We start from the raw sequence: 21,509 nt of genomic DNA, 5'->3' as shown, positions 1-21,509 counted from the left end.
TCGGCGCCGGATGCATTACTGAAAAAGAATGCATTTTGAGAAAAAACTGTGTATTAGTGCCGGAATGAATATTTTTAGTTAGCTCGCCAACTTGACATACACCGGGTATGCTTACTTTTTGAACCACTAACTGACAGTTTTTCACATTAATAGCCCCTCCATGCGTATTTTTGTCATAGATGACCACCCACTCATGCGGGAAGCCGTGGTGATGCTGATTCGCCGCCTGCATACAAAAGCTTCAATCATCGAGCTGGACCGGCTGGCAGCCATCGGTGCCGCCGTTGAGCAGCACGGCATGCCGGATGTCATCTGCCTGGACCTCAAATTGCCCGACACCCATGGTGTGTCAGGCGTGCGCGAGGTCAGGCAGCAGTTTCCCGAAGTGCCGATTGTGGTGTTGTCCGCCGCGCCGGCACAGGACTACCAGGAGCTCTCCCTGGAAGCCGGGGCCGATGTCTACATTGAAAAATCGGTCGGTGCCACCGAGATCTCCAAAGTCCTGAGGTCTTTCCTCGACGACAGCACCGATCCGGAAGCCAGCACAGAACCCGAAAAACTGTCCAAGCGTCAGAAGCAGTTGCTGGTCATGCTGGACAAAGGCATGAGCAACCGCGACATCGCCGTTGAATTGCAGATCAGCGAACACACCGTCAAGGTGCACCTGTGGCGGCTGTTCCGCAGGCTCAATGTGAAAAGCCGTTCGCAGGCCAGCCACTTGGCGCGGACACAAGGCCTGCTTTAAGGCCTTCCCGGGCCGTTCAGAAGCTGCCTTCAGGCCTTTCGTTGGGGTCGGCCCTCTCGTTATAAGCCGGAAGGTCCACCCGGAAAAGGGTGCCCCGTCCCAGCACCGAGCGCATGCTCACACGGTGGCCCAATGCCTCTGACAAGCGGGAAACAATGGACAGGCCCAGCCCGAAGCCTTCCTCGGTCCCCTGGTGTTTGGCCACGCGGTAAAACTCCCGGAAAATCGCCTCCTGGTGTTCCGGTGCCACCCCCACGCCGGTGTCCCACACCTCCACCCGCCAGCCTTCGCTTGCGCGGCGCACGGCCAGCAAAACCCCTCCCCGCTCGGTATGGCGCACCGCGTTGGACAGCAGGTTGCCGAGCAGCCGCTTGAGCAGCACCGGGTCTGACAGCACCTGCGCCTTCACCACTCGGGTACGCAGCGTCAGGCCCTTCTCGCACGCCAGCGGCGCGTACTGCAACTCCAGCTCTTCGATCAGCGACGGCAGGTCGATCCGCTGCAAATTCACCTCGATCACCCCGGCGTCGAGCTTGGCCAGGTCAAACAGCGAATTGAACAGCTCATTGACGGCATGCGTGGACTGCACGATTTTCGGCGTGATCTGCAGAACCAGTTCGGGCTCGGCCTGCAGCCAGTCGGCATACAGGCTGAGCGCGTGCACGGGCTGGCGCAGGTCGTGGGCGGCGCTGGCTATAAAGCGGTTCTTCGCCTCTACCGCTTCCAGCGCCGTGCGCGTCTTTTCGGTCAACGAAGCAATCAGCGCCGAATTGGCAAACTGCAGCTCAAAGGTCTTGCGCAGCCCCTGGTTAAAACGTCTGCCGCCCAGGCGTATGGCCATCCAGTAAATGAGCACCAGCACCACCAGGCCATAGGTGGTGGCGGTCCCTATGAACGGCCGATCCGTCATCACGCTGTAGGCCACGGCGGCCAGGATGCTGTAGGCCAGGCCATTGGTGTAGCCGACAAAGTAGCGCAACGACGCAGAAAACGCGCCCACGGCGAAACCCGCCATGCCGGCCAGCACAATCAGGCAGATGAACTGGTCGTAGACCGGCGCCTTGCGGAAATACAGGAACATGGAAGACCCCCAGACCACGGCGCTCATGGTCCAGGTCCAGCTGTGGCGCGACGTGAAGGCACGCAGCTTCGCGCCGCTGGCACCCGCGTATTCGCGGTTGTAGAGGCTGACCACGCGATAGCGCCACAACGTCATTCCAACAGCCGCCAGCGTCCAGAGAAACAGGGCCAGGTTGTCGACATCGCCATACAGCACCACCACGATGATCGGGATCACCATCGACGCGGAATGCAGTCCCGGCAGGCCGCTGCGCATGAAGCTGCGCATCAGTTTCGCCTCGACCCACTCATCGCGCGCGGCGAGGTCCATCACCACATGACGGCTGTCACCAGACACTGGCGGGCTTGAGAAACTCATGGCTGGAGTTTAGCGGCCGTCCGGCCCATGACACAGCCGTATCAACCCGCCTTTGCCGCTTTCGGCAATACAGCGGGATGGTCAGGCCGCCAGCTGCTTCATGACCGCGTACAGATCCGCCTTGCCTTCGAAGCCGATGCCCGGCAGCTCCGGCAAGGTGACATAGCTGTTGTCCACCTTCACGCCATCGGGAAAACCGCCATAGGGCTGGAACAAGTCGGGGTAGGACTCGTTGCCGCCCAGGCCCAGGCCGGCCGCGATCGCCAACGACATCTGGTGCCCGCCGTGCGGTATGCAGCGCGCGGCAGACCAGCCGTGCTCCTTGAGCATGTCCAGCGTGCGCAGGTATTCGACCAGGCCATAACTCAGCGCACAGTCGAACTGCAGCCAGTCGCGGTCTGGCCGCATGCCGCCGTAACGGATCAGGTTGCGCGCGTCCTGCATGGAAAACAGGTTCTCGCCGGTGGCCATCGGTTTGTCGTAATGCTGCGCAAGTTCGGCCTGCAAGGCGTAGTCCAGCGGGTCGCCGGCCTCCTCGTACCAGAACAGGTCATAGCGCGACAAGGCCTTGGCATAAGCGACGGCGGTCTTCAGGTCGAACCGGCCATTCGCATCGACCGCCAGCTTCTGGCCCGGCGCCAGCATGCCCAGCACCGCCTCGATGCGCCGGCAGTCGTCGGCCAGGGATGCGCCGCCTATCTTCATCTTCACCACCGCATAACCGCGGTCCAGGTACCTAACTGCCTACTAAGGTCCGATAAATACGTATTTATTGGGGGCTTAGATATGAAACTCAAAGAGATTGAGCAGGCAAGTGCAGAAGAGCAGCGCGTGAAAAGGTTGAAGGACAACGCTAAGCAGGCGCGTGAAAGGGCAAGGCAATTGGGGGCACAAGCAACAGCTAGTGCCGATCAATTAAAGATGCAGCAATCCCGCCAAAAGATGAGGCAGTTGCATGCTCCGGATGCTGGCGCAACCATCAAGCCGCACGCGTAGAGGCCTAGTCAACTGTCGCGAGAGAGGAAGGCTTGGATAAGCGTAATACATGCCGTCCACTGAATTGCCAAATTTCGTGAACGCCCAACGGCAAACACTACCTAGCAATAAGAACGGCCCGAGCTGTATGGCGTCGGGCCGTTATATCGCTGGCGGGAGGGTGTCGTTACTATCATTCCCAGCAACCCGCATGGATGTTAGGTTTTGTCAGGTTGGGTTAGCTAAGTACCCCCAAAAATACCCCCATTCGATTTTTCCGAACTACGTCCTGCCTCGACGTGGCTAAAGTCATCCTTCTCAAATGGCACCTCGGTCGGTAAGGCGCTTTTGCCGCCTAATGAATCCGTAGGCCCTCTGGTAGGTAACCTCAACCACAGGTTGCGTCTTACCGTTAGTGAGGAAGGGGTAGGTACTTTTCTGATGCCCCCCCGTCCACTCGACATCGACTATGTAGAACGCCCCCAGCACTCGCTTGTCCATGGGGAATTGGATCGACCTATTGGTGGGAATGCCTTGCCCGCCCAGGGCATAAACGTGCCATCGGTCGGTCTTGTCAGTGGAGAGTTTTGGCTTCTGGACCCGTACTGCTATTCGCATCTCATCTCCCAAGATGTGGGTTCTGTTCTCGATAGCGCCTCCGTGCCCGTCTATCCATGACTTGCGCAAAGCGTTCATGCGCCGTCTCCGCCCACGGAACCATATTACGTTTCAAGACTTCGATGTCTTGCGCAATCGATTCCAATTCCTCAATCTCATACTCATCAAAAGTACCGTCGTCGTTAACGTATTGCGTCCATAAGGCCATCGCGGTCCCTCTCATTCAGTAAGAGCTGGCGCGCTCAGGAAGTGAAAGCGCATGAAAATTCCGCCATCAGTGGAAATTTTAGCAAGCAGCGATAAACTCCAAAAGACTACCTAGTGAGGAACAAATGAGAATGCTCCCAGTCATCATGAGTCTTGCTGCAGCACTGTTCTCAGGAGCCGCAAGTGCATACAACAGTGGAAATGCACTATTTGCCGCAATGAATTCAAGTCAAGAACAGACCTTCGCGATGATGTACGTTGCAGGCGCTGCTGAGGGCTATCAAACCGGTCACATAATCGGTTATATGAGAGGTAGCAGAGCCAAAGTAGTTGAGAATTCGAAACCTGGAGACGGTGGGCTCTGTGTGCCGCCTTCAGTGAACTACGGGCAATTGAGTGATGTCGTTAAGAAATGGTTGAGTGAAAATCCTGCTCGGCGACATGAACCACCGATTAGTCTTATTTTTTCCGCACTAAACAGCGCCTTTCCTTGTTAGCTACACGAAACCTTACAGCTCAAAATCCCGCAGCCCCAACAGCTGCGCCGCAAAAGCAGTAAAAGCCTCCTCGCCCCGCTCGTCGCAATCAGCAGCACCCGTACGATTGAGGGGTTGTGATAGCAATCCGGCGGGCGGTGTTCATTGGCGTTCAACCATCTTTGTTGTTGACCTCGGGCGCGGGTAGCAAGGCGATAAATCGTGCCAAGCTCAGCAGGGTCATAAACAGGCCGACCGATGCATGAAACATCAAAATCATTGCGGTGTATCTCCCCTGTCTACATTCTGTACGACTTCTAAGCTCTTGCCACAGGCAAGTCAGCCCAAGACGTTGTGTATTGCGGCGTCAGCAAATTCTGCTTCATTTCAAAATCCCGCTTAGGCCCTTTGACGCCTGCGCTGGCTATTGATACCGTGCCACGCCCATAGCGGTCATTCAGCTTGTCCAGTGCGCCCATTAGTTGGCCCCGCGCCGGTGTCTCGGGCTCCAGATCAAGCTCACCTTGCTCGATGCCGCCGTCCTGAAGGTCTAGCAACATCACACCCGCCTTGGCAAAGTTAAAGCCTGGCCGGTAAATTGCCTCGATGCCTCTAACGGCCGCGTTCACCAGTTCTACCGTGTCGGCTGTGGGACGGCGTAGGGGAATGATCAGGCTGCGGCTGTACTTGGGGCCTGGCCTGAATGCGCTAGTGTGTGCAAACACCTGAAGCTGGCCAGCCTTGCCCCCTTGTGCTCGCAACTTCACGGCCGCGCCGGTGGCAAAGCGTGTAACGGCCGCCACCAGGTCAGCCAGTTCAGTCACGGCACCGCCAAAGCTGCGGGTAAATGCAATTTCTTTTTTCGGTGCCGGTTGGTCTTCCAAGCTTATGCATCGCTGGCCCTGTAGCTCACGCACAGTGCGCTCCAGCACCACACTCCAGCGCCGCCGTACGGTTGCTGGATCGAGCCGTACTAAGTCAAGCACCGTCATTACCCCGCCTTCGTTCAACTGGTCGGCGATCCGCCGGCCGACGCCCCACACTTCACCCACTGCCGTAGCCTGCAGCACCGCGTCCAAATCCGCTGCTGGCAGGCTGGCCAGGTTGCACACCCTCGCCAATTCGGCCGGGTAACTGCCGGGCTTTCGGTCAGCGCTTTTGGCAACATGGTTAGCTAGCTTGGCCAATGTCTTAGTGGCCGCTATCCCAATGCCGGTAGGTATGCCGGTCCACTGAAGTACCCGTTCCCGCACCCTTTGGGCTCGAAGGGTCAGATCGCCAGCCACGCCCGCCATATCGATAAAGGATTCATCAATGCTGTAAATCTCCTGCCCTGGGCCAAGCCCGGCCGCCACAGACATCATTCGGTCGCTCATGTCACCGTAAAGCACAAAATTTGCCGACAGGGCAACCACGCCGTGTTCTTCTGCCAACTCTCGACATTCAAACCAGGGGGCACCCATGCGAATGCCTAGGGCCTTGGCCTCGTTGCTGCGGGCGATTGCGCAGCCATCGTTATTGCTGAGCACCACCACCGGACGGTTTTTCAGAACAGGACGAAAAGCGCGCTCGCAGCTTACGTAAAAATTATTTCCATCCACCAGCGCAAACATGGCATCACTTGAAGCGCTTGATGGTTGCGGTCACCACGCCGCAAATCGTCATTACTTGGCCGTCCCTAAACAGGATGGGCGGAAAGGTGGCGTTGCCGGCGCGCAGTTGCACTACGCCGCTGCGACGCCAGAATTGTTTAACGGTGAAATCGCCGTCTACCTCAGCCACCACTATGTCGCCATGCTTGGGTGTTAGCGCGCGGTTGACCACCAGGATGTCGCTATCGGCAATGCCCAAGTCAATCATCGACAGCCCGCGAGCCTGCCACATGAAGGTTGCCGCTGGGTGGGTGATTAGAAGCTCGTTCAAGTCGTGCCGCTTAACAGCAAAGTCGGCAGCGGGTGACGGAAATCCTGCCGGCACTGTGCCTTGCACCCACGGCAGGGGCTGCAGTGGCCCGCCTAAAAAAGCGATTGCGCCGGGTGGATTTATACTGTGCATTCATACAGTATATTGAACCGGCGTAAAGTTTCAAGAATGTGCAGCCACTTTGAAGCGCTCAGAGCCTATGAAGACTATAAAAGGTACTTCGATGTTCTTCAGCCCACCCCACCCCAAGACAAGTTGGATATGTGGCCGCGCTATACCGGCACGTTCATTCGCAAGCCACCTGAAACAGACCCACACGATGAGGCTGTCCCCCCACGCGAAGCGTTGCTTGGAAGGTGGGGCTTAGTGCCGTGGCGGCTGAAGCCAGATCCGGAAAACATCAAAAAGGCGATGGCCCGCTCCACTTTCAACGCCCGTATTGAGGGCATTGAAAAGAACTTCACTTTTGGCCCTGCTTGGCAGCGGGGACAGCGGTGCATCGTGCCCGCAGATGCCTTTTACGAGCCTGACTGGCGTACCGGCAAGGCGGTGACAACGCGCTTCACTAGGGCTGACGGACAGCCCGTGGGCATTGCCGGGCTATGGGACGTTTGGGCAGTGCCAGGCAAGGCGCCGCTGCTGAGCTTCACTATGCTGACAATGAACGCCACTGACCATGCGCTCTTGAAAAATTATCATCGGGCCGAAGATGAGAAAAGGATCGTAGTGATCCTGCCCGAGAGCCACTATGCTGACTGGCTCAACGCACCGATGGCACAAAGCATGAATTTCATTCGGCACTATCCGGCCGACAACTTGGTAGCCACACCTGTTCCGCCCAAGGCCCCTAAAGCGAATGCGCAGGAAGAACTCATATGACTGACGAAACGCGGCACTATCTGACTGGAGCCGCTCGCTTTAACGATGGCTTTGTTGATCAACTTGTAGTGTATTGCTGCGACCCGTTAAGCCCTGAGTTGGAGGCAACGGGGTATATGAAACATGACTACATCGTAGATGCAGCGTCAGTCATATCAGACATCAAGGAAGGCCACAAGTTCGCGGCTAGATTCGACGGTTCCCCCAAACTGTACTTACTGGAAATCGTTGTCCGCGAAGGCCGGGAAACTTTGGAGGTTGCCAACGTCGGCCAGCCGGCAGAGTTCAACGCATTGAGCAAGCTGCCCTTACCAGGTGTGTAAGGTAGGAGGCCTCGAAGTTGGCGTTTTCATCCTGTCTTAATCCATCAATAGCTTTGCGGCGAATTGTGCAAGCTCATTTTCTCTTTCCGATTCGCAGTGAAGTAACACTTTCATCAATCGAGCATACGTTTGCTGCCTCATGCCTTTAGGTCGCTGCCAATGCTTCCCAAGGCGAGATTCGATCTTGGCCTGTTTGCGCCATAGTCGGTCCAACAAATCGCAGGACTGGCTTGCATAGGCCACCCGCTGGCAGCGCCTACAGGCAAAACGGCCGGCGCGCATGTACAGCACACCCGCGCGACGCTGGCAGACGGGGCAGACAAACCAGGGCCGGGACTTGCCGTAATTGCAAGCCGTGTGTGCCAGCCGGATAGTTTGACTCCCATCGCGCCGCTGATCGTCACTGCCCACCATGTATTGCAGGGCCAGCGAGTCAGCCCCATGCACCATTACCCCAATGCTGCCCGTAGGTTCATCGCCCCGGTGCCAGCGCCAGGTGAACGACTGCCCAGCGCGCAAATACCCACCGCGATGCCATCGGCCAACCTCTACCCGTTGCAAATGTTCTGCCTTGACCTTGTGGCTTGGCCTGCCAGCGCCGTACCTCATGCCGCCTCTGCTCATTCGCCGACCTCCACAGAAAACGAAATCAATAGGCCAACTCGCCTTTTTTCAATCAAGACCACGGCCATCAACCGCCCCCGGTCACGCGCGCGCACCTTTTCGGCTTTTTGCCCATACCTGTATCTGTGGCTTTGAATGCCTGCAATAGATGGTATTTCTAGATACTCCCCGCCTATCGGGTTAGCGCATTGCCAGAAAGTGGCAGGATAGCCCCGATGGTCGGGACAAAGCCCTTCACCCCATCGCCAGAAATCGGGGCTGTTCATACCTTCCCTACCCCGGCTTTCGGGTTAAGCGCTGCGAGCCGGTATCGGCCTGTGCGGTAGGTTTTGGGATCAAGGTCTATGCCGTCCGTCACGTCCAGGGAATACCAGCCCAGCGCGAACCAGGCCGCGCGGTTAGGCCGCATACCCATGCGGGTTTCGATCAACAGCCCCGCGTCCTTGACCTCCGTCAGCGCGCGCGAAACGGTGTCGTGACTTCGCCAGCCCATCGGCTTGAGGTACTTCGCGCAAGCCACTAGCCGCCCGTTATTGCTCCCCGTGTACTGGCGGGCAATATCCAGCAGCAAGGCGCGCGCAGCGTACCCCAAGGCGCGATAGCTGGGGCTGTCAATCACCACATGCGGCAAGGCCACGTAGCGATCCCCGTCTCGCTTGTCCTTACTGCGCTTGTAGCTCTTGCTCACGGCCTGCCCTTGTGCGTTTGGCTAAGTACTCGCGCGCCGCGTCCAGGCTGTCCAGAGGCTTCCACAGCCCATAGCGGGTGGCGTAATAAGGCGTCTGGCCGATCACCTCCGGGTCACCTTTAATCAGCTCTACGCCGATCAAGGCGAATTGCGCAGCGAGCGTTGCATAGGCTTTGCGCTCACGTTGCCCGGTTGGCAAGTCGAGGTCGTTGTGTACAGCGTCAGGCGCGCTCATTCCATGCCCTCCCGCGTGTACAAGCCCACACAATGCCTCACCCCGGCCTCTGTCAGCACGGTCTGCCTGTGCGTCAGGATTCGGTGGCCAGCCTTGCGTAGTTGCAATATGCGTGCGGGGCAGTGGTAAACGTCCAGGTAGCGCATGGCCTCAAACGTCGTGATGGGAAACCGCGCCAGGGCCTCCAGCAGCCGCGCACATTGCGTATCGGCACTGGTGCCCTTAAACTCTGCCCTGATAGCTTCTAGGGCCGCTTTCTTTTCGGGGGAGGTGGCCTTATTTTTTTGCATGGCTTGGCCCCTTACTTCGCTGCCTGCGCTTTGAGAAAAGCGTCTATGGCGTTGATGTCGAACAGGGTCACTTTCTCCCCGGCCTTCAAAGGCTGCGGGAAGCCATGGCGGGATTTAGTCCACTGCCACAGCGTTGACCGGGCTATCTGAAAATGCGCGCAGGCGGCTTTAGCGCGTGCGTAGTGGGGCTTTTGGTCGGTGCCTTGAACCGGGTTGTTGCTGACCATTGATTAACTCCAACTGTGTCCAGCGCCGTGGTGGCTGGCATGGAGTCGATCATCTTGGTCTAGGTTGTAAAAGTCATTACCCGGCTGCTGGCTACCCGGCCCGGCTGCCAGCAGTCGGGGTGTCAGATAACCAAATTTCGCGAATTGTTTTTTCAGTCACTCGGACTGAATATTCGTTTGCAACCCGCCTAGCGAAGTCGCGAGAAAATGCAGACTTATTTCCGCCATAGCTTGATTTATGTGTCTTCCATTCGCCCTGGACAAACTGTTTGGCATTGAGGTGTGCTTCATATTTCTTTTTTCCGCCTGAGCTTGCAAAGCTCTGTCTACCGACTACCTGCACCCACTCGCCAAGCGCCTCCGTACGAGCATCAACGACATCACTGAACAGCCACATCGCGCTCAGCGTTTCGCCGTCTTTATCCAAGCTGTTCACCAATTTATCAAGCATGACTAAACCCCAGACCGAATAAGCAGTTCTGTTGTTGCCCAACGTAGCCTGAACGTCACCGCCGGAACAGGCTGAACCAACATCGCGCAATACTTGATCAAATTCCGCCTGAAGGTTGTCTTTGCCGCTGTCCACTGCACCATCAATAAATAGCTCAACGAATGTTGTTGCATAGACTTCGCCCAAATACGAAATGAACTTTTCAAATTCAATATTTGATGCATCGATCTGCTGATACGGTCGCCCACTCAACGTATTTTGAGTCAACGAATCCAAATAATCTGTCATACGGATTGGCTCACCTGTTTCTTGTCAACCGGGGGGTTGTTCAACCAAACTTCCCTAATGGTTTTTTCAGTAACATCAAGATCAAACTCGTGCTTTACGCGACGAACATAATGACGCGCGAATTCTGATTTGTTATTGCTGTAATCGCCCTTGTTTTTTTTCCATTCGTCGGCAACGAACTTCTTAGCGGCATGACTTTTTGAATGTCTTTTGCGTGCTGATTTGCTCGCCGCCTTGGATTTTTTATCTGCATCGCGAACGTACTCGAAGCATTCAAATAACTGCTCATGCAAGAAAAAGCATTCATCATGATCATTTGCGCCCCATCCAGTCTCGGCCATGCGGTGTAGCAGCACTAAACCAAAGGCAGCTAACATTGGTAGGTCGGGAGGCTCGTCCAGGAAATCACCAACGTTGTCGGCCTCGCTCATTTGCCGATATATCTGCTCGAATGCTTCTGTGGTTGTGAAACCTGAGTCCGCTAGCCTGCCCAAAAACGTATCACGATACATTTCAAAATAGCCGCCCACAGAGCCCACTCCGTTCCTGGCGCCTGCTATTTTTTCGTAGTGGTCTCCAAGCAAAGGTGAATACGTTGGATTGTCAGATGTCAATTTGCCCCCCTATTAAGGAGCCAGCCCAGCCCGTCAGGGAAACGGGTTTTCGGGGATCAGCCCAAGACTGGCGAAACGGTTAGCTCAAGCTGCCTTGCGTTTGAATGTCAGCACCTGGCCTGTGGTGCAGTTCTCCAGATAGTCGCCCCAATGCTGCATCATCTTTGCGCGCTCCTTCAGATAGGTTGCATGGTTATAGGCCGCGCTCACCTGGTCGCGCTCCTGATGCGCTAGCTGCAGCTCGATATGAGCATGGTTAAAGCCCATCTCGTGCATGACGGTTGACGCAATGCCCCGGAAGCCGTGCCCGGTCATCCTGCCCTTGTAGCCCATGCGCTCCAACGCCTTCAAGATGGTGTTGTTGCTCATGGGCTTTTCATGGTCGCGCTCACCAGGGAACAACAAAGCCCCTTGTCCCGAAACCAATTGCAGCGTTCGCAGCACCGATACCGCCTGCGACGACAAAGGCACGATATGCGGGGTCTTCATCTTCATGCGCTCAGGCGGAATGTCCCAGCGCCCGGCCTCAAGATCAAACTCAGTCCAGCGCGCGCCGATCAATTCGGAAGTGCGTACAAACGTCAGCGCCATCAATTTCATGGCCAGCCGAGTGACTGGCGCGCCTTGGTAGGCTTCCATGTACCTGAGCAATTCAGGCAGCTCTTTTGCGTCTAGCCGTGCGTAGTTACCTGCCTTGCGTGATGCCAGTATGTCTGCAGGTTTGATGTCGGTCGCCGGGTTGCGCTGCGCCAGCCCATGCGCGATGGCGTAGCGGAAAACCTGTCCCGATGTCTGCAAAGCCCGTTTTGCAATGTCCAGAGCGCCCCGCCCCGCTATGGCCTTGACCATTGCCACCAACTCGGGGGCCTGAATGTCTGAAACTGGCCTTTTGCCGATGGCCGGGAACACATCGGCGTTCAAACGCTTATGCACGTCATCGGCATGGCGGGGGCTTTTGGCGCTACGCCATTGATCCCACCACAGCAGGGCCACGGTCTGAAATGAGTTTTCGGTTGCGGATTGTTTGGCCAGCTTGTCAGCCTTGCGCTTCGCCATCGGGTCGCTGCCGGCCGCCAGCAGCTTGCGCGCCGTGCCCATCGCTTCCCGTGCCTGTGCCAAAGACACATCCGGGTATGAGCCCAAGGCCATCACCTTTTCCTTGCCGTCCGCACGGTACTTCCAGCGCCACAACTTAGAGCCGCTTTCAGTGACCAGCAGGTACATGCCCTTGCCGTCGCTCAGTTTGGCCGGGCTGGGGCCGGGCTTGGCCTTCTTGATGGCGGTGTCTGTCAGGGGCATTGCAGGCTCCAAACGGCCTTTTTTGAGAATACCCCCAATGTTTTGAGCCGATACCCCCGAACATACCCCCAAATGTTACCGGCTTGCAATACCTCACATCGGACGGCAGCAAACAAAAAAGCCCCGTAAACACTGGTTTTGCGGGGCTTTCAGGGGTCTGTGTTGGACTACATCAAACCGGTTCTTGGCGGAGAGGGTGGGATTCGAACCCACGGTACCTTGCGGTACGCTTGATTTCGAGTCAAGTACATTCGACCACTCTGCCACCTCTCCAGGTGTTCTTTTTGAAATCCTAAGCAATTTTAGCATTGCTCGGACGGTCTGAAATTCTCGTATCTTTGCAACTCTTTGCAAGCCCTTGCAGCTTCCAAAGTTGCAAAAATCTCTTTAAATTCAAAGCTCTTTTTTTTCAACTGCGAAAGTGCGCTCTCTTTCGAGTCAGGTACATTCGGCCACTCTGCCACCTCTCCAGTGTGTCGAGCCGATATTCTAACAGCCCCACGGTCGCTCACTTTTGTGTAGCTCCCAGCCCCGGAGGGGCCGCTGCGCCTGCGGACTGGCAAAGCCAGATCCGCGGCCCCTGCTGGACTTGGCCTATTGAGGGTAGTTACTTTCCAGTGTGTGCAAGCACCGTGATGCCGCCCATGTAGCTGCGCAGCACTTCGGGCACGATGACGGAGCCGTCGGCCTGCTGGTAGTTCTCCAACACCGCCACCAGCGTGCGCCCCACCGCCAGGCCTGAGCCGTTGAGGGTGTGCACAAATTCGTTCTTGCCCTGGGCGTTCTTGAAGCGGGCCTGCAGGCGGCGGGCCTGGAAGGCTTCGCAGTTGGAGACGGAGCTGATTTCGCGGTAGGCGCTCTGGCCGGGCAGCCAGACTTCCAGGTCATAGGTCTTGGTGGCGCCGAAACCCATGTCACCGGTGCACAGCAGCATCACGCGGTAAGGCAGGCCCAGCTTTTGCAGAATGGCTTCGGCGTGGCCTGTCATGGCCTCCAGCGCGTCGTAGCTGTGGTCGGGGTGCACGATCTGCACCATCTCGACCTTGTCGAACTGGTGCTGGCGGATCATGCCGCGGGTGTCGCGGCCGTAGCTGCCGGCTTCTGAGCGGAAGCATGGCGTGTGGGCGGTCAACTTAATAGGCAAATCTTTCTGCGCAAGTACCACATCACGAACGGTATTTGTTAAGGTAACTTCAGACGTGGGGATCAGGTACCAACGCCCCGCCTTCTTGTCAAAAGGCGCATCCCCAGCAAACTGATCCATCACGCCGGCACTCGCGTCACGCGTGCCAAACGTGACCTCGAACAGGTCTTCCTCAAACTTGGGCAGTTGACCGGTACCGCGCAGGGAATCGCCGTTGACGATGTACGGCGTGTAGCACTCGGTGTAGCCGTGTTCGGCCGTCTGCACATCCAGCATGAACTGCGACAGGGCTCGGTGCAAGCGGGCCAGCTGGCCCTTCATGACGGTAAATCGCGAACCGGTCAACTTGGTGCCCAATTCAAAGTCCAGCCCCAGCGGCTGGCCCACGTCGACATGGTCCTTGACCTCGAAGGCAAAAGCTGGCGGCTCGCCACCCAGGCCTTCAACCGGCGTCCATTTGCGCACCTCGACATTGCCTTCCTCGCCCTTGCCCTGCGGCACACTTTCGTGCGGTAGGTTGGGCACGGCCAGCAGCATTCTTTCCATATCTACTTGAATTGCCTCAAGTTCAAACAACGAACTCTGCATTTCTAAGTTGATGGCATTAGGCTTTTCCTTCAATTGCGCAATCTGCGACTCGAAAAAATTCGCCTCATCGTCTGAATCAGTAGCGACAGCGCGATTCAACTCGGCAGTCAACCGTCCAATCTCCGGGCCTAAATTTTTCGAAAGTTGCTTGCGTTGTGCTTGTAACTCTTCAGTTCGTGTTTGAATAAACTTGCGCTGAAGCTCCAGCGCCTGGAAGGCTTCCACATTGAGGAAGACCTGCGGGCTCTTGCGCGCCTCCAGGCGGGCGATGGCCGAGGGCAGGTCTTTACGGAGCAGGTTGATGTCTAGCATGGGGTGATTGTATTTTGTACGGCGATGGACGGGCCACCGGAGCCGGCTCAGTTGAGGCTGGCCGGGTCGAGGTTGGCGCCGCAAATGATGAGGCAGACTTTTTCGTCGGCGCGCGGCACATAGGCACCGCTGTGCAGCGCGGCCAGCGGCAAGGCGGCGGCGGGTTCCACCGCCAGCTTGAGTTCTTTCCAGAGCCACAGTTGCGCGCTGCGGATGGCTTCGTCGCTGAGCAGCAGCGCATCGCGCACATGGGCTTGGGTGGCGGCCCAGGCCAGGCTGCCAATGCGTTTGGCGCCGAGCGAGTCGGCGGCGATGCCGCTGACGGCGACATCCACCGGCTGCCCGGCTTCACGCGCCCTGAACAGCGTAGGCGCCAATTCAGGCTCCAGCGCCACCACGCGCGAGCGCTGTTCGAACCAGCTGGCGATGCCGGCGATCAGGCCGCCGCCGCCCACACTGACCAGCACGACGTCGGGCAGGCCGGCCTGCTGCTCGATCTCCAGCGCCAGGGTGCCGGCGCCGGCCACCACTTCGGGCTGGTCGTAGGCATGGGTCAGCAGCGCGCCGGTTTGCTGCTGGCGCAGCAGGCAGGCCTGCAGGGCTTCCGAATAGGCGGCACCGGTCACCACCACTTGCGCGCCCAGCGCGGCGATTTTGGCGCGTTTGGCCGGGCTGGATACCTCGGGCACAAACACCTCGCAATGCACATCCAGCTCCCGAGCCGCGGCTGCGGTGGCAATGCCGGCGTTGCCGCCCGACGCCACAATCACGCCGCTGACAGGAATGGTGTTGGAAAGCAGGCGGTTGAGCATGCCGCGCGCCTTGAAGCTGCCGCCGGTCTGCAGGTGCTCCAGCTTGAGCCAGACTTCGGCGCAGTCCACACCCAGCGCCTTGCCGGGCAGTTTCCACACCGGAGTTTGATGAATAAAGTGGCTGTAGCCCTTTTGGAACGTGCGCTGACAGCTCTCTATTTGATAGCGGTCTGTCATCTTCAAGGCTCGGCGTGCAGGTCGCTGTCAATGGCGTCCAGCGCGGGGCCGTGCAGCTTGAGCCCCTTGGGCAGCGGGAACTTGATGGTTTCTTCGATGCCCGTCATCTTGCGCACCGACACGGCGCCCAGTACCTTGATGCGGTCTATCACCTGTTTGACCAGGATTTCAGGAGCAGATGCACCGGCAGTCAGGCCAACACGGCTTTTGCCCTCGAACCATTCGGGCTGGAGCTCGGTGGCGTCATCCACCATGTAGGCCTCGGTGCCGAGCTTGGCGGCGAGCTCGCGCAGGCGATTGCTGTTGGAGCTGGTCGGGCTGCCGACCACGATCAGGATGTCAACCTGCGGGCTCATGATCTTGACGGCGTCCTGGCGGTTTTGCGTGGCGTAGCAGATGTCCTGCTGCTTGGGCTCGCGCACCTGCGGAAAACGCGCCTTCACGGCGGCGCTGATCTCGGCGGCGTCATCCACGCTGAGTGTGGTCTGCGTCACCACCGCGAGTTTTTCCGTTTGCGCCGGCTGGATGCGCGCCACGTCTTCCACGTCTTCCACCAGGTGGATGCCGCTGTCGAGCTGGCCCATGGTGCCTTCGACCTCGGGGTGGCCCTTGTGGCCGATCATGATGAATTCGTAGCCTTCCTTGTTCAACTTGGCCACCTCCACATGCACCTTGGTCACCAGCGGGCAGGTGGCGTCAAAAATGCGGAAACCGCGCCGCTCGGCCTCGCGTTCGGTGGCCTTGCTGACACCGTGCGCGCTGAACACCAGCGTGGCGCCCGGGGGCACGTCGTCCAGGTCTTCAATGAAGATAGCGCCCTTGCCCTTGAGCTCGTTCACGACATAAGTGTTGTGCACGATCTCATGGCGCACATAAATGGGTGCGCCGAACTTGCCGATGGCACGCTCGACGATTTCAATCGCGCGGTCCACACCGGCGCAAAAGCCGCGCGGCTCGGCGAGGATGATTTCCTGAGGCAAGGTTTTACCGGCAGTCATAAAACGCCAATCACATGAACCTCAAACACCACCGGCTGGCCGGCCAGCGGGTGGTTGAAGTCAAACTGCACCGCGTCTCCCGCTTCCTTGACCTGTTGCACTGCGCCGGCGTACTGGCCCATGCCGTCGGGCGTCGGGAACTGCACCACATCACCCACCTTGTATGTTTCGTTCGGGTCGCCCAGCTCGTTGAGCAGCTTGCGCGCCACCCACTGCAGCAGCTCGGGGTTGCGCTCGCCGAAGGCCTCGCCGGCAGCCAGCTCGAAACTGGTGCGCGTGCCTTCCGGCAGACCCAGCAGGCGCTGCTCGATGGCGGGCGACAGCTCGCCGGTGCCCAGGCTCAGGGTAGCCGGCTTGCCGTTGAAGGTGTTGATGATGTCGGCGCCGCCAGGGCCTGCCATGCGGTAGTGCAGGGTCAGGAAAGAACCGGGCTGGACGAGTGTTGGGGCGGGAGTTTCCACGGTGGACATAAGGCTTTCGGGGTCGGCCCGGGAGGCCGCCAACTGTTTGTAAACTGCCCCTATTGTAGAAAGTGCGGCCCGGGCAGAAGCAGTCGGGCCGATTTACCCCTGATACTGCTCCCGTGATGGTGTTTTTGCCTGCCCTCCCTTTTCCCTAGCCCCACCTGGCCCCATCCATGCTTCTCAAAGACCTGCCCGAGGACGCCCGCCCCCGCGAAAAGCTGCTGGCCCGCGGCCCGGGCGCGCTGGGCGACGCCGAATTGCTGGCCCTGCTGCTGCGCACCGGCCTGCCCGGAAAAAATGCGCTGCAGATGGGCCAGGAGCTGCTGGACACCTTCGGCGGCGTGGCCGGGCTGCTGCACACCACGGCCGAAGACCTCCTGCGCATCAAGGGGCTGGGCGGGCCGGCCAAACGCGCCCAACTGGTCGCCGTGCTGGAGCTCGCCCGCCGCGCGCTGGCGCAGCAGCTGCAGGCCAAGCCGCTGTTCAGCACGCCGCAGGCCGTGCGTGATTATCTGCAGCTGCAGCTGGGCAGCCGTCCGCATGAAATTTTTGCCGTGCTGTTTCTCGACAGCCAACACCGCCTGATCATTCTGGAAGAGCTGTTTCGCGGCACGCTGACGCAAACCAGCGTCTACCCGCGCGAGGTGGTGGTACGCGCGCTGGCGCTGCACGCCGGCAGCGTGGTGCTGGCGCACAACCACCCGAGCGGCGAAGCCCGGCCTTCGCGTGCAGACGAGGCGCTGACGCAGACGCTGAAAGCCGCGCTGGCGCTGGTGGATGTGCGGGTGCTGGACCATTTCATCGTGACCAGCACGCAGGCGGTTTCCATGGCTGAACTGGGCCTGCTCTGATGGCTGCCAGACCGCCCGCCATCAAGGACCTGAAGGGCCTGAAAGCCGTCAAGCTCGAGATAGAAACCCGAGCCCGGCAGGAAGCCGAACTCAAGGCAGCGCGCGCGGCCGCTGCGGCCAAAGTAAAGGCCGAAAAAGAACTGTTCTCGCGCGCCATCGGCCCGGTCAAGGCGCTGCCGGCCAGACACCTGCCCGGCCACCGGGCGCAGCTGGCACTGGCCCAGCCCGCGCCGATTCCGGTGCAGCAGCAGCGCGACGAACTGGCGGTGATGCGCGAGGCGATCTCCGACGAGTTTGACGTGGACACGCTGCTCGACACCGACGAAGCGCTGAGCTTTCGCCGGCCCGGCATGGGGCCGGACGTGGTGCGCAAACTGCGCCGCGGCGGCTGGAGCATCCAGCGCCAGATCGACCTGCACGGCCTGCGCCGCGAGGACGCTCGTGACGCGCTGTCAGTGTTCATTCGCGACGCCCACAAGGCCGGCCTGCGCTGCGTGCGTGTGGTGCACGGCAAGGGCCTGGGCTCGCCGGGCAAGACGCCGGTGCTCAAGGGCCGGGTGCAAAGCTGGCTGATCCAGAAAGCCGAGGTGATTGCCTTTGTGCAGGCACGGCCGGCCGAGGGCGGTGCGGGCGCGCTGGTGGTGTTGCTGGCGCAGAGCTGAGACGCCCGATCCGCTATTGATTCAGTAGCTGCTTGCGCCCGCCGAATAAGGGCTACGGGCCTTTTTCTTATATGAAATCAGCCAGAAACCGGCTTGAGGGTCTCTCGTCTGCAGAACTTATAAGGAAAAAGAGCCCGGAGCCCATACAGGATGGGCGCAAGCAGCTCCCGAATTAATAGCATCACACGAACAGAACACTAGGCCGGCGAATTCCTCATCCAGTCCGCGGTCTGGAAAAACGAGGCCTGTAGCCGGGCGCGCAATTCTTCATCTACACCGGTTTCGCCCATGGCCTGGTCCATGCAGGCCAGCCACTGGTCGCGCTCGAGGATGCCGATGACAAACGGCATGTGGCGCATGCGCAGTTTCGGGTGGCCAAACCGTTCGGTGTAGTGCTGCGGCCCGCCCAGCCAGCCGCACAGGAACCAGAACAGGTGCTGCCGCGCCTTGACCAGATGGCTGCCGTGCGCCGCACGCAGCGCCGCGTAGCCGGGTTCCAGATCCATCAGGTCGTAGAAACGGTCAACCAGCGCCTTCACGCGCTCCTCGCCACCTATCCAGGCAAAGGGTGTGTCGAACGGCGGCGTGCCTGGTGGTTTTTCTTCGATCTGCATGTTCATTGGGCCTTGCGCAGGGTTTCGACCACCGGTGTATTGAGCACCGAGCGCAAACCCCACCAGCCCGCTGCCATCGCCAGCACGGCGCCAGCCAGGCTGCCGAGCAGCGGCACGGTCCAGGAGCCGGTCCAGCTGAAGTTGAAAACAAACCTGGCCAGGGCCCAGCCGACGGCCAGCGCAACGATGGAGGCCAGGAAACCGGCGAGCAAGCCGACACCGGCGAGTTCGGCGCGCTGCACCTGGCGCAGCAGCGAGGCGCGCGCGCCGACGGCGCGCATGATGGCAAATTCTTTCGCACGCTCTTCGCGCGTGGCGGTGATGGCGGCAAACAACACCACCAGCCCGGCTGCCAGCGTGAAGCCGAACAGGTATTCGACGGCACGTATCACCTGGTCCAGCACACGCTGCACCTGGGCAATGGTGCTGCTCATGTCGACGTTGGTGATGTTGGGGAAGGCCCTGACCAGTTCGTTGTCGAAGCTGCGCGGCCTCTCGCCATTGACTGCGGCCTTTCGGTCGGGCGCGCGGAAAGCGCTGATGTACGACACCGGCACGTCTGTCATGGTGGCCACCGGGTACATCACAAAAAAGTTGACGCGCATCGAACCCCAGTCCACCTTGCGCAGGCTGGTGATCTTTGCCTCGCTGAGCTGGCCGCCGATGTCAAAACGCAGGCTGTCGCCGAGCTTGAGGCCCAGGGTGCTGGCCAGTCCGTCTTCCACACTGATGGCGCCCGCCTCGTCGGGTGTCCAGCGGCCGGCGACAATCTGGTTGTGCGAAGGCTGCTGCGCCACATGGGACAGGTTGAACTCGCGGTCCACCAGCCGCTTGGCGCGGTCGTCCACGTAGTCATCGGGCGCGACAGCCTTGCCGTTGACGGCCACCAGGCGGCCGCGAATCATGGGGTACCAGTCGAACTTTGTCACGCCGCCGTCGCGCAGCGCCTTCTGGAAAGCGTCGCCCTGCTCTGGCTGCACATTGATGACGAAGCGATTCGGCGCATCGGACGGCGTGGCCCGGCGCCAGCTGCTGATCAAATCGGTGCGCAGCAGCACCAGCAGCATCAGCGCGAGCAAACCCACGGCCAGCGCACTGACCTGCACCACCGCATAAACCGGGCGAGCCGACAGTTGACGCGTGGCCAGCACCAGCCAGCGCGGCGCCGTGGCTTCGTTGACGCTGGCGCGCAGCAGCTTGACGGCCGCGAAACTGGCCACGGCAAACACGGCCACTGCACCGGCAAAACCACCCACCGCAATCAGGCCGAGCTGGATATCGCTGCTGGCCGCCACCAGCAGTGCCGCAAAGCCAAGCACGCCGACCAGCAACACCGCGAGCGAGGCGGGCCGCAGGTTGCCAACATCGCGGCGAATCACGCGCAGCGGCGGCACCTGCGCCAGCTGCAGCACCGGCGGCAGGCCAAAAGCCAGCAGCAGGGTCAGCCCCATGCCCATGCCAAACAGCACCGGCCAGAAGCTGGCGGCGGGCAGCATGGTTTCAACCAGGCCGGCGAGCAGCAGCACAAAGCCATAGTGCACCGCATAACCAATCACGACGCCCAGCGCGCTGGCGGCCATGCCGGCCAGCACAAACTCGAAGGTGTAGGCCAGGGCAATCGTGCGCTGCGGCTGGCCCAGCACGCGCAGCATGGCGCAGTCGTCCAGGTGTTTGGCGGCAAAACCGCGCGCGACGATGGCCACGGCCACGGCGCTGAGCAGGGCCGCCAGCAGGGCCACGAGGTTGAGGAATTTTTCGGCACGGTCCAGCGTCTGGCGCATCTCGGGGCTGCCGCTTTCCAGCGACTCGAGCCGCACGCCGCGCAGCTCGGACTTCTTGATCTCCTGGCTGGCCCACTGCACATAGGTTTTCACCGCCGCGTCGTTGCCGGCCACGGCAAAGCGGTAGTTGGTGCGGCTGGCAGGCTGGATCAGGTTGGTCGCGGCGAGGTCGGCGCTGTTGACCATCACGCGCGGAGAAAAGTTGATGAAGCCCGCGCCGCGGTCGGGCTCCTGGACGATCACACGCGTCAGCTTGAAGCTCGCATCCCCCATCAGCAGGGTCTGGCCCACCTTCAGGCCCAGCGCATCGAGCAGCGACGCGTCGGCCCAGGCCGTGCCGGGCGCCGGGATCTCCCGCGTGGCTGCGCCGGCACCTTCGACGCTGTCGGCCACCGTCATGTTGCCGCGCAGCGGATAGCCGTTCGGTACCGCCTTGAAAGCCACGAGCTTGCTGGCGCCGCCGTCGGCTTCCAGCGCGCGGCCCATGGTTGGAAAGGTCACGGTGGAAACGGCCTGCAGCCCCAGGCTGCGCGCCCTGGCGATAAAAACCTCGGGCGTCACGCCGTCGCTGCGAAGGACGGCGTCACCGCCCAGCAGTTGCCGCGCATCGCGCTGCAGGCCGCCCTTGAGCCGGTCTGCGAAAAAGCCGACGGCCGTCAGGGCGGCAACGGCCAGCGTCACTGCCACGATCAGCAAACGAAGCTCGCCGGCGCGCAGGTCGCGCAGCAGGGTGCGCCAGCCGAGTTTGAGAAAAAGTGGGTTCATGGATTGGAACTTGCCTGTGAGCGCTTGACCTTACCGCAAAG

General features: G+C 59.8%; 24 protein-coding genes, 1 tRNA gene and 1 pseudogene. 7 read left to right on the top strand and 19 right to left on the bottom strand.

Features of this window, described 5'->3' with window-relative positions; genetic code table 11:
• Positions 1-160 precede the first annotated feature (160 nt).
• Entirely contained in the window at positions 161-745 is a 585-nt protein-coding gene (locus WA904_RS22010) for a response regulator (RefSeq protein ID WP_425199257.1), read from the top strand.
• A gap of 16 nt (positions 746-761) precedes the next feature.
• Here WA904_RS22010 and WA904_RS22005 read toward each other — a convergent pair whose 3' ends face one another.
• Together WA904_RS22005 and WA904_RS22000 are read right to left on the bottom strand one after the other, a co-directional pair.
• Positions 762-2,183, bottom strand: a complete 1,422-nt coding sequence (locus WA904_RS22005; RefSeq protein ID WP_425199256.1) for a sensor histidine kinase — start codon at positions 2,181-2,183, stop codon at positions 762-764.
• 81 nt (positions 2,184-2,264) lie between these two features.
• Positions 2,265-2,918, bottom strand: a pseudogene (locus tag WA904_RS22000) (enolase C-terminal domain-like protein); the annotation flags it as partial.
• Between the two features lie 51 nt (positions 2,919-2,969).
• On the opposite strand from WA904_RS22000, the gene WA904_RS21995 reads away from it, so the two are divergent.
• On the top strand, positions 2,970-3,179 hold the full coding sequence (locus WA904_RS21995; RefSeq protein ID WP_425199255.1) for a hypothetical protein: 210 nt from the start codon (positions 2,970-2,972) through the stop codon (positions 3,177-3,179).
• 935 nt (positions 3,180-4,114) lie between these two features.
• The gene (locus WA904_RS21990; protein WP_425199254.1) at positions 4,115-4,480 is read left to right on the top strand and encodes a Rap1a/Tai family immunity protein; all 366 of its coding nucleotides are present in this window, start codon (positions 4,115-4,117) and stop codon (positions 4,478-4,480) included.
• Between the two features lie 296 nt (positions 4,481-4,776).
• Here WA904_RS21990 and WA904_RS21985 read toward each other — a convergent pair whose 3' ends face one another.
• A complete protein-coding gene (locus WA904_RS21985) occupies positions 4,777-6,072 on the bottom strand; it encodes a Y-family DNA polymerase (RefSeq protein WP_425199253.1) in 1,296 nt (431 codons plus the stop codon).
• Positions 6,073-6,076: 4 nt separating this feature from the next.
• Positions 6,077-6,514 (bottom strand): LexA family protein, encoded by a 438-nt coding sequence (locus WA904_RS21980; RefSeq protein ID WP_425199252.1) that lies wholly within the window; start codon positions 6,512-6,514, stop codon positions 6,077-6,079.
• 36 nt (positions 6,515-6,550) lie between these two features.
• On the opposite strand from WA904_RS21980, the gene WA904_RS21975 reads away from it, so the two are divergent.
• Both WA904_RS21975 and WA904_RS21970 read left to right on the top strand, forming a co-directional pair.
• Positions 6,551-7,261 (top strand): SOS response-associated peptidase, encoded by a 711-nt coding sequence (locus tag WA904_RS21975; RefSeq protein WP_425199251.1) that lies wholly within the window; start codon positions 6,551-6,553, stop codon positions 7,259-7,261.
• Entirely contained in the window at positions 7,258-7,584 is a 327-nt protein-coding gene (locus WA904_RS21970; protein WP_425199250.1) for a hypothetical protein, read from the top strand. Before WA904_RS21975 ends, WA904_RS21970 begins: the two co-directional genes overlap by 4 nt.
• A gap of 36 nt (positions 7,585-7,620) precedes the next feature.
• Here WA904_RS21970 and WA904_RS21965 read toward each other — a convergent pair whose 3' ends face one another.
• From WA904_RS21965 to WA904_RS21905, 13 genes are all read right to left on the bottom strand, one after another.
• Positions 7,621-8,208 (bottom strand): hypothetical protein, encoded by a 588-nt coding sequence (locus WA904_RS21965; RefSeq protein WP_425199249.1) that lies wholly within the window; start codon positions 8,206-8,208, stop codon positions 7,621-7,623.
• A 262-nt stretch (positions 8,209-8,470) separates the two neighbouring features.
• Entirely contained in the window at positions 8,471-8,896 is a 426-nt protein-coding gene (locus WA904_RS21960; RefSeq protein WP_425199248.1) for a hypothetical protein, read from the bottom strand.
• Positions 8,871-9,131, bottom strand: a complete 261-nt coding sequence (locus WA904_RS21955) for a hypothetical protein (protein WP_425199247.1) — start codon at positions 9,129-9,131, stop codon at positions 8,871-8,873. The genes WA904_RS21960 and WA904_RS21955 overlap by 26 nt, the downstream gene beginning before the upstream one ends.
• A complete protein-coding gene (locus WA904_RS21950; RefSeq protein WP_425199246.1) occupies positions 9,128-9,421 on the bottom strand; it encodes a helix-turn-helix domain-containing protein in 294 nt (97 codons plus the stop codon). Before WA904_RS21950 ends, WA904_RS21955 begins: the two co-directional genes overlap by 4 nt.
• A gap of 11 nt (positions 9,422-9,432) precedes the next feature.
• Positions 9,433-9,648 carry a helix-turn-helix transcriptional regulator gene (locus tag WA904_RS21945; RefSeq protein WP_425199245.1) on the bottom strand — a complete coding sequence of 72 codons (216 nt, stop codon included), beginning with the start codon at positions 9,646-9,648 and terminating at the stop codon, positions 9,433-9,435.
• 91 nt (positions 9,649-9,739) lie between these two features.
• Positions 9,740-10,387, bottom strand: coding sequence for a hypothetical protein (locus tag WA904_RS21940; protein ID WP_425199244.1), 648 nt, complete (start codon positions 10,385-10,387; stop codon positions 9,740-9,742).
• Positions 10,384-11,001, bottom strand: a complete 618-nt coding sequence (locus WA904_RS21935; protein WP_425199243.1) for a hypothetical protein — start codon at positions 10,999-11,001, stop codon at positions 10,384-10,386. Before WA904_RS21935 ends, WA904_RS21940 begins: the two co-directional genes overlap by 4 nt.
• An 84-nt stretch (positions 11,002-11,085) precedes the next feature.
• On the bottom strand, positions 11,086-12,300 hold the full coding sequence (locus WA904_RS21930; protein WP_425199242.1) for a tyrosine-type recombinase/integrase: 1,215 nt from the start codon (positions 12,298-12,300) through the stop codon (positions 11,086-11,088).
• Between the two features lie 185 nt (positions 12,301-12,485).
• Positions 12,486-12,573 (bottom strand) — tRNA-Ser (locus WA904_RS21925).
• Between the two features lie 334 nt (positions 12,574-12,907).
• Complete coding sequence (serS, locus tag WA904_RS21920; RefSeq protein WP_425199241.1) at positions 12,908-14,344, bottom strand: serine--tRNA ligase; 1,437 nt, start codon at positions 14,342-14,344, stop codon at positions 12,908-12,910.
• Between the two features lie 47 nt (positions 14,345-14,391).
• Complete coding sequence (locus WA904_RS21915) at positions 14,392-15,333, bottom strand: threonine/serine dehydratase (RefSeq protein ID WP_425199240.1); 942 nt, start codon at positions 15,331-15,333, stop codon at positions 14,392-14,394.
• A 2-nt stretch (positions 15,334-15,335) separates the two neighbouring features.
• Positions 15,336-16,331: a 4-hydroxy-3-methylbut-2-enyl diphosphate reductase gene (gene ispH / locus WA904_RS21910; RefSeq protein ID WP_425199239.1), complete on the bottom strand. Its 996-nt coding sequence runs from the start codon at positions 16,329-16,331 to the stop codon at positions 15,336-15,338.
• Positions 16,328-16,801 (bottom strand): FKBP-type peptidyl-prolyl cis-trans isomerase, encoded by a 474-nt coding sequence (locus tag WA904_RS21905; RefSeq protein WP_425199238.1) that lies wholly within the window; start codon positions 16,799-16,801, stop codon positions 16,328-16,330. The genes ispH and WA904_RS21905 overlap by 4 nt, the downstream gene beginning before the upstream one ends.
• Positions 16,802-16,968: 167 nt before the next feature.
• On the opposite strand from WA904_RS21905, the gene radC reads away from it, so the two are divergent.
• Positions 16,969-17,646, top strand: a complete 678-nt coding sequence (radC, locus tag WA904_RS21900; RefSeq protein ID WP_425199237.1) for a RadC family protein — start codon at positions 16,969-16,971, stop codon at positions 17,644-17,646.
• On the top strand, positions 17,646-18,308 hold the full coding sequence (locus WA904_RS21895) for a Smr/MutS family protein (protein WP_425199236.1): 663 nt from the start codon (positions 17,646-17,648) through the stop codon (positions 18,306-18,308). The genes radC and WA904_RS21895 overlap by 1 nt, the downstream gene beginning before the upstream one ends.
• A gap of 197 nt (positions 18,309-18,505) precedes the next feature.
• Here the strand turns inward: WA904_RS21895 and WA904_RS21890 are convergent, their stop codons facing one another.
• Positions 18,506-18,922 carry a group II truncated hemoglobin gene (locus tag WA904_RS21890; RefSeq protein WP_425199266.1) on the bottom strand — a complete coding sequence of 139 codons (417 nt, stop codon included), beginning with the start codon at positions 18,920-18,922 and terminating at the stop codon, positions 18,506-18,508.
• 2 nt (positions 18,923-18,924) lie between these two features.
• The gene (locus WA904_RS21885; protein ID WP_425199235.1) at positions 18,925-21,468 is read right to left on the bottom strand and encodes an ABC transporter permease; all 2,544 of its coding nucleotides are present in this window, start codon (positions 21,466-21,468) and stop codon (positions 18,925-18,927) included.
• Between the last annotated feature and the right edge of the window lie 41 nt (positions 21,469-21,509).

This window comes from Polaromonas sp., from assembly GCF_049790275.1.
Classification (GTDB): domain Bacteria; phylum Pseudomonadota; class Gammaproteobacteria; order Burkholderiales; family Burkholderiaceae_C; genus Polaromonas.
This window is presented reverse-complemented; position numbering and strand designations above follow the sequence as displayed.

What these genes read in the sequence shown, in the direction of transcription:
- WA904_RS21945 (WP_425199245.1), bottom strand. Translation starts at nt 9,648, where the DNA reads ATGGTCAGCAACAACCCGGTTCAAGGCACCGACCAAAAGCCCCACTAC.
- WA904_RS21970 (WP_425199250.1), top strand. Translation starts at nt 7,258, where the DNA reads ATGACTGACGAAACGCGGCACTATCTGACTGGAGCCGCTCGCTTTAAC.
- WA904_RS21950 (WP_425199246.1), bottom strand. Translation starts at nt 9,421, where the DNA reads ATGCAAAAAAATAAGGCCACCTCCCCCGAAAAGAAAGCGGCCCTAGAA.
- ispH (WP_425199239.1), bottom strand. Translation starts at nt 16,331, where the DNA reads ATGACTGCCGGTAAAACCTTGCCTCAGGAAATCATCCTCGCCGAGCCG.
- WA904_RS21985 (WP_425199253.1), bottom strand. Translation starts at nt 6,072, where the DNA reads ATGTTTGCGCTGGTGGATGGAAATAATTTTTACGTAAGCTGCGAGCGC.
- WA904_RS21980 (WP_425199252.1), bottom strand. Translation starts at nt 6,514, where the DNA reads ATGCACAGTATAAATCCACCCGGCGCAATCGCTTTTTTAGGCGGGCCA.
- WA904_RS21885 (WP_425199235.1), bottom strand. Translation starts at nt 21,468, where the DNA reads ATGAACCCACTTTTTCTCAAACTCGGCTGGCGCACCCTGCTGCGCGAC.
- WA904_RS22005 (WP_425199256.1), bottom strand. Translation starts at nt 2,183, where the DNA reads ATGAGTTTCTCAAGCCCGCCAGTGTCTGGTGACAGCCGTCATGTGGTG.
- WA904_RS21990 (WP_425199254.1), top strand. Translation starts at nt 4,115, where the DNA reads ATGCTCCCAGTCATCATGAGTCTTGCTGCAGCACTGTTCTCAGGAGCC.
- WA904_RS21965 (WP_425199249.1), bottom strand. Translation starts at nt 8,208, where the DNA reads ATGAGCAGAGGCGGCATGAGGTACGGCGCTGGCAGGCCAAGCCACAAG.
- WA904_RS21975 (WP_425199251.1), top strand. Translation starts at nt 6,551, where the DNA reads ATGTGCAGCCACTTTGAAGCGCTCAGAGCCTATGAAGACTATAAAAGG.
- WA904_RS22010 (WP_425199257.1), top strand. Translation starts at nt 161, where the DNA reads ATGCGTATTTTTGTCATAGATGACCACCCACTCATGCGGGAAGCCGTG.
- WA904_RS21995 (WP_425199255.1), top strand. Translation starts at nt 2,970, where the DNA reads ATGAAACTCAAAGAGATTGAGCAGGCAAGTGCAGAAGAGCAGCGCGTG.
- WA904_RS21915 (WP_425199240.1), bottom strand. Translation starts at nt 15,333, where the DNA reads ATGACAGACCGCTATCAAATAGAGAGCTGTCAGCGCACGTTCCAAAAG.
- WA904_RS21905 (WP_425199238.1), bottom strand. Translation starts at nt 16,801, where the DNA reads ATGTCCACCGTGGAAACTCCCGCCCCAACACTCGTCCAGCCCGGTTCT.
- WA904_RS21890 (WP_425199266.1), bottom strand. Translation starts at nt 18,922, where the DNA reads ATGCAGATCGAAGAAAAACCACCAGGCACGCCGCCGTTCGACACACCC.
- WA904_RS21940 (WP_425199244.1), bottom strand. Translation starts at nt 10,387, where the DNA reads ATGACAGATTATTTGGATTCGTTGACTCAAAATACGTTGAGTGGGCGA.
- WA904_RS21955 (WP_425199247.1), bottom strand. Translation starts at nt 9,131, where the DNA reads ATGAGCGCGCCTGACGCTGTACACAACGACCTCGACTTGCCAACCGGG.
- radC (WP_425199237.1), top strand. Translation starts at nt 16,969, where the DNA reads ATGCTTCTCAAAGACCTGCCCGAGGACGCCCGCCCCCGCGAAAAGCTG.
- WA904_RS21930 (WP_425199242.1), bottom strand. Translation starts at nt 12,300, where the DNA reads ATGCCCCTGACAGACACCGCCATCAAGAAGGCCAAGCCCGGCCCCAGC.
- serS (WP_425199241.1), bottom strand. Translation starts at nt 14,344, where the DNA reads ATGCTAGACATCAACCTGCTCCGTAAAGACCTGCCCTCGGCCATCGCC.
- WA904_RS21895 (WP_425199236.1), top strand. Translation starts at nt 17,646, where the DNA reads ATGGCTGCCAGACCGCCCGCCATCAAGGACCTGAAGGGCCTGAAAGCC.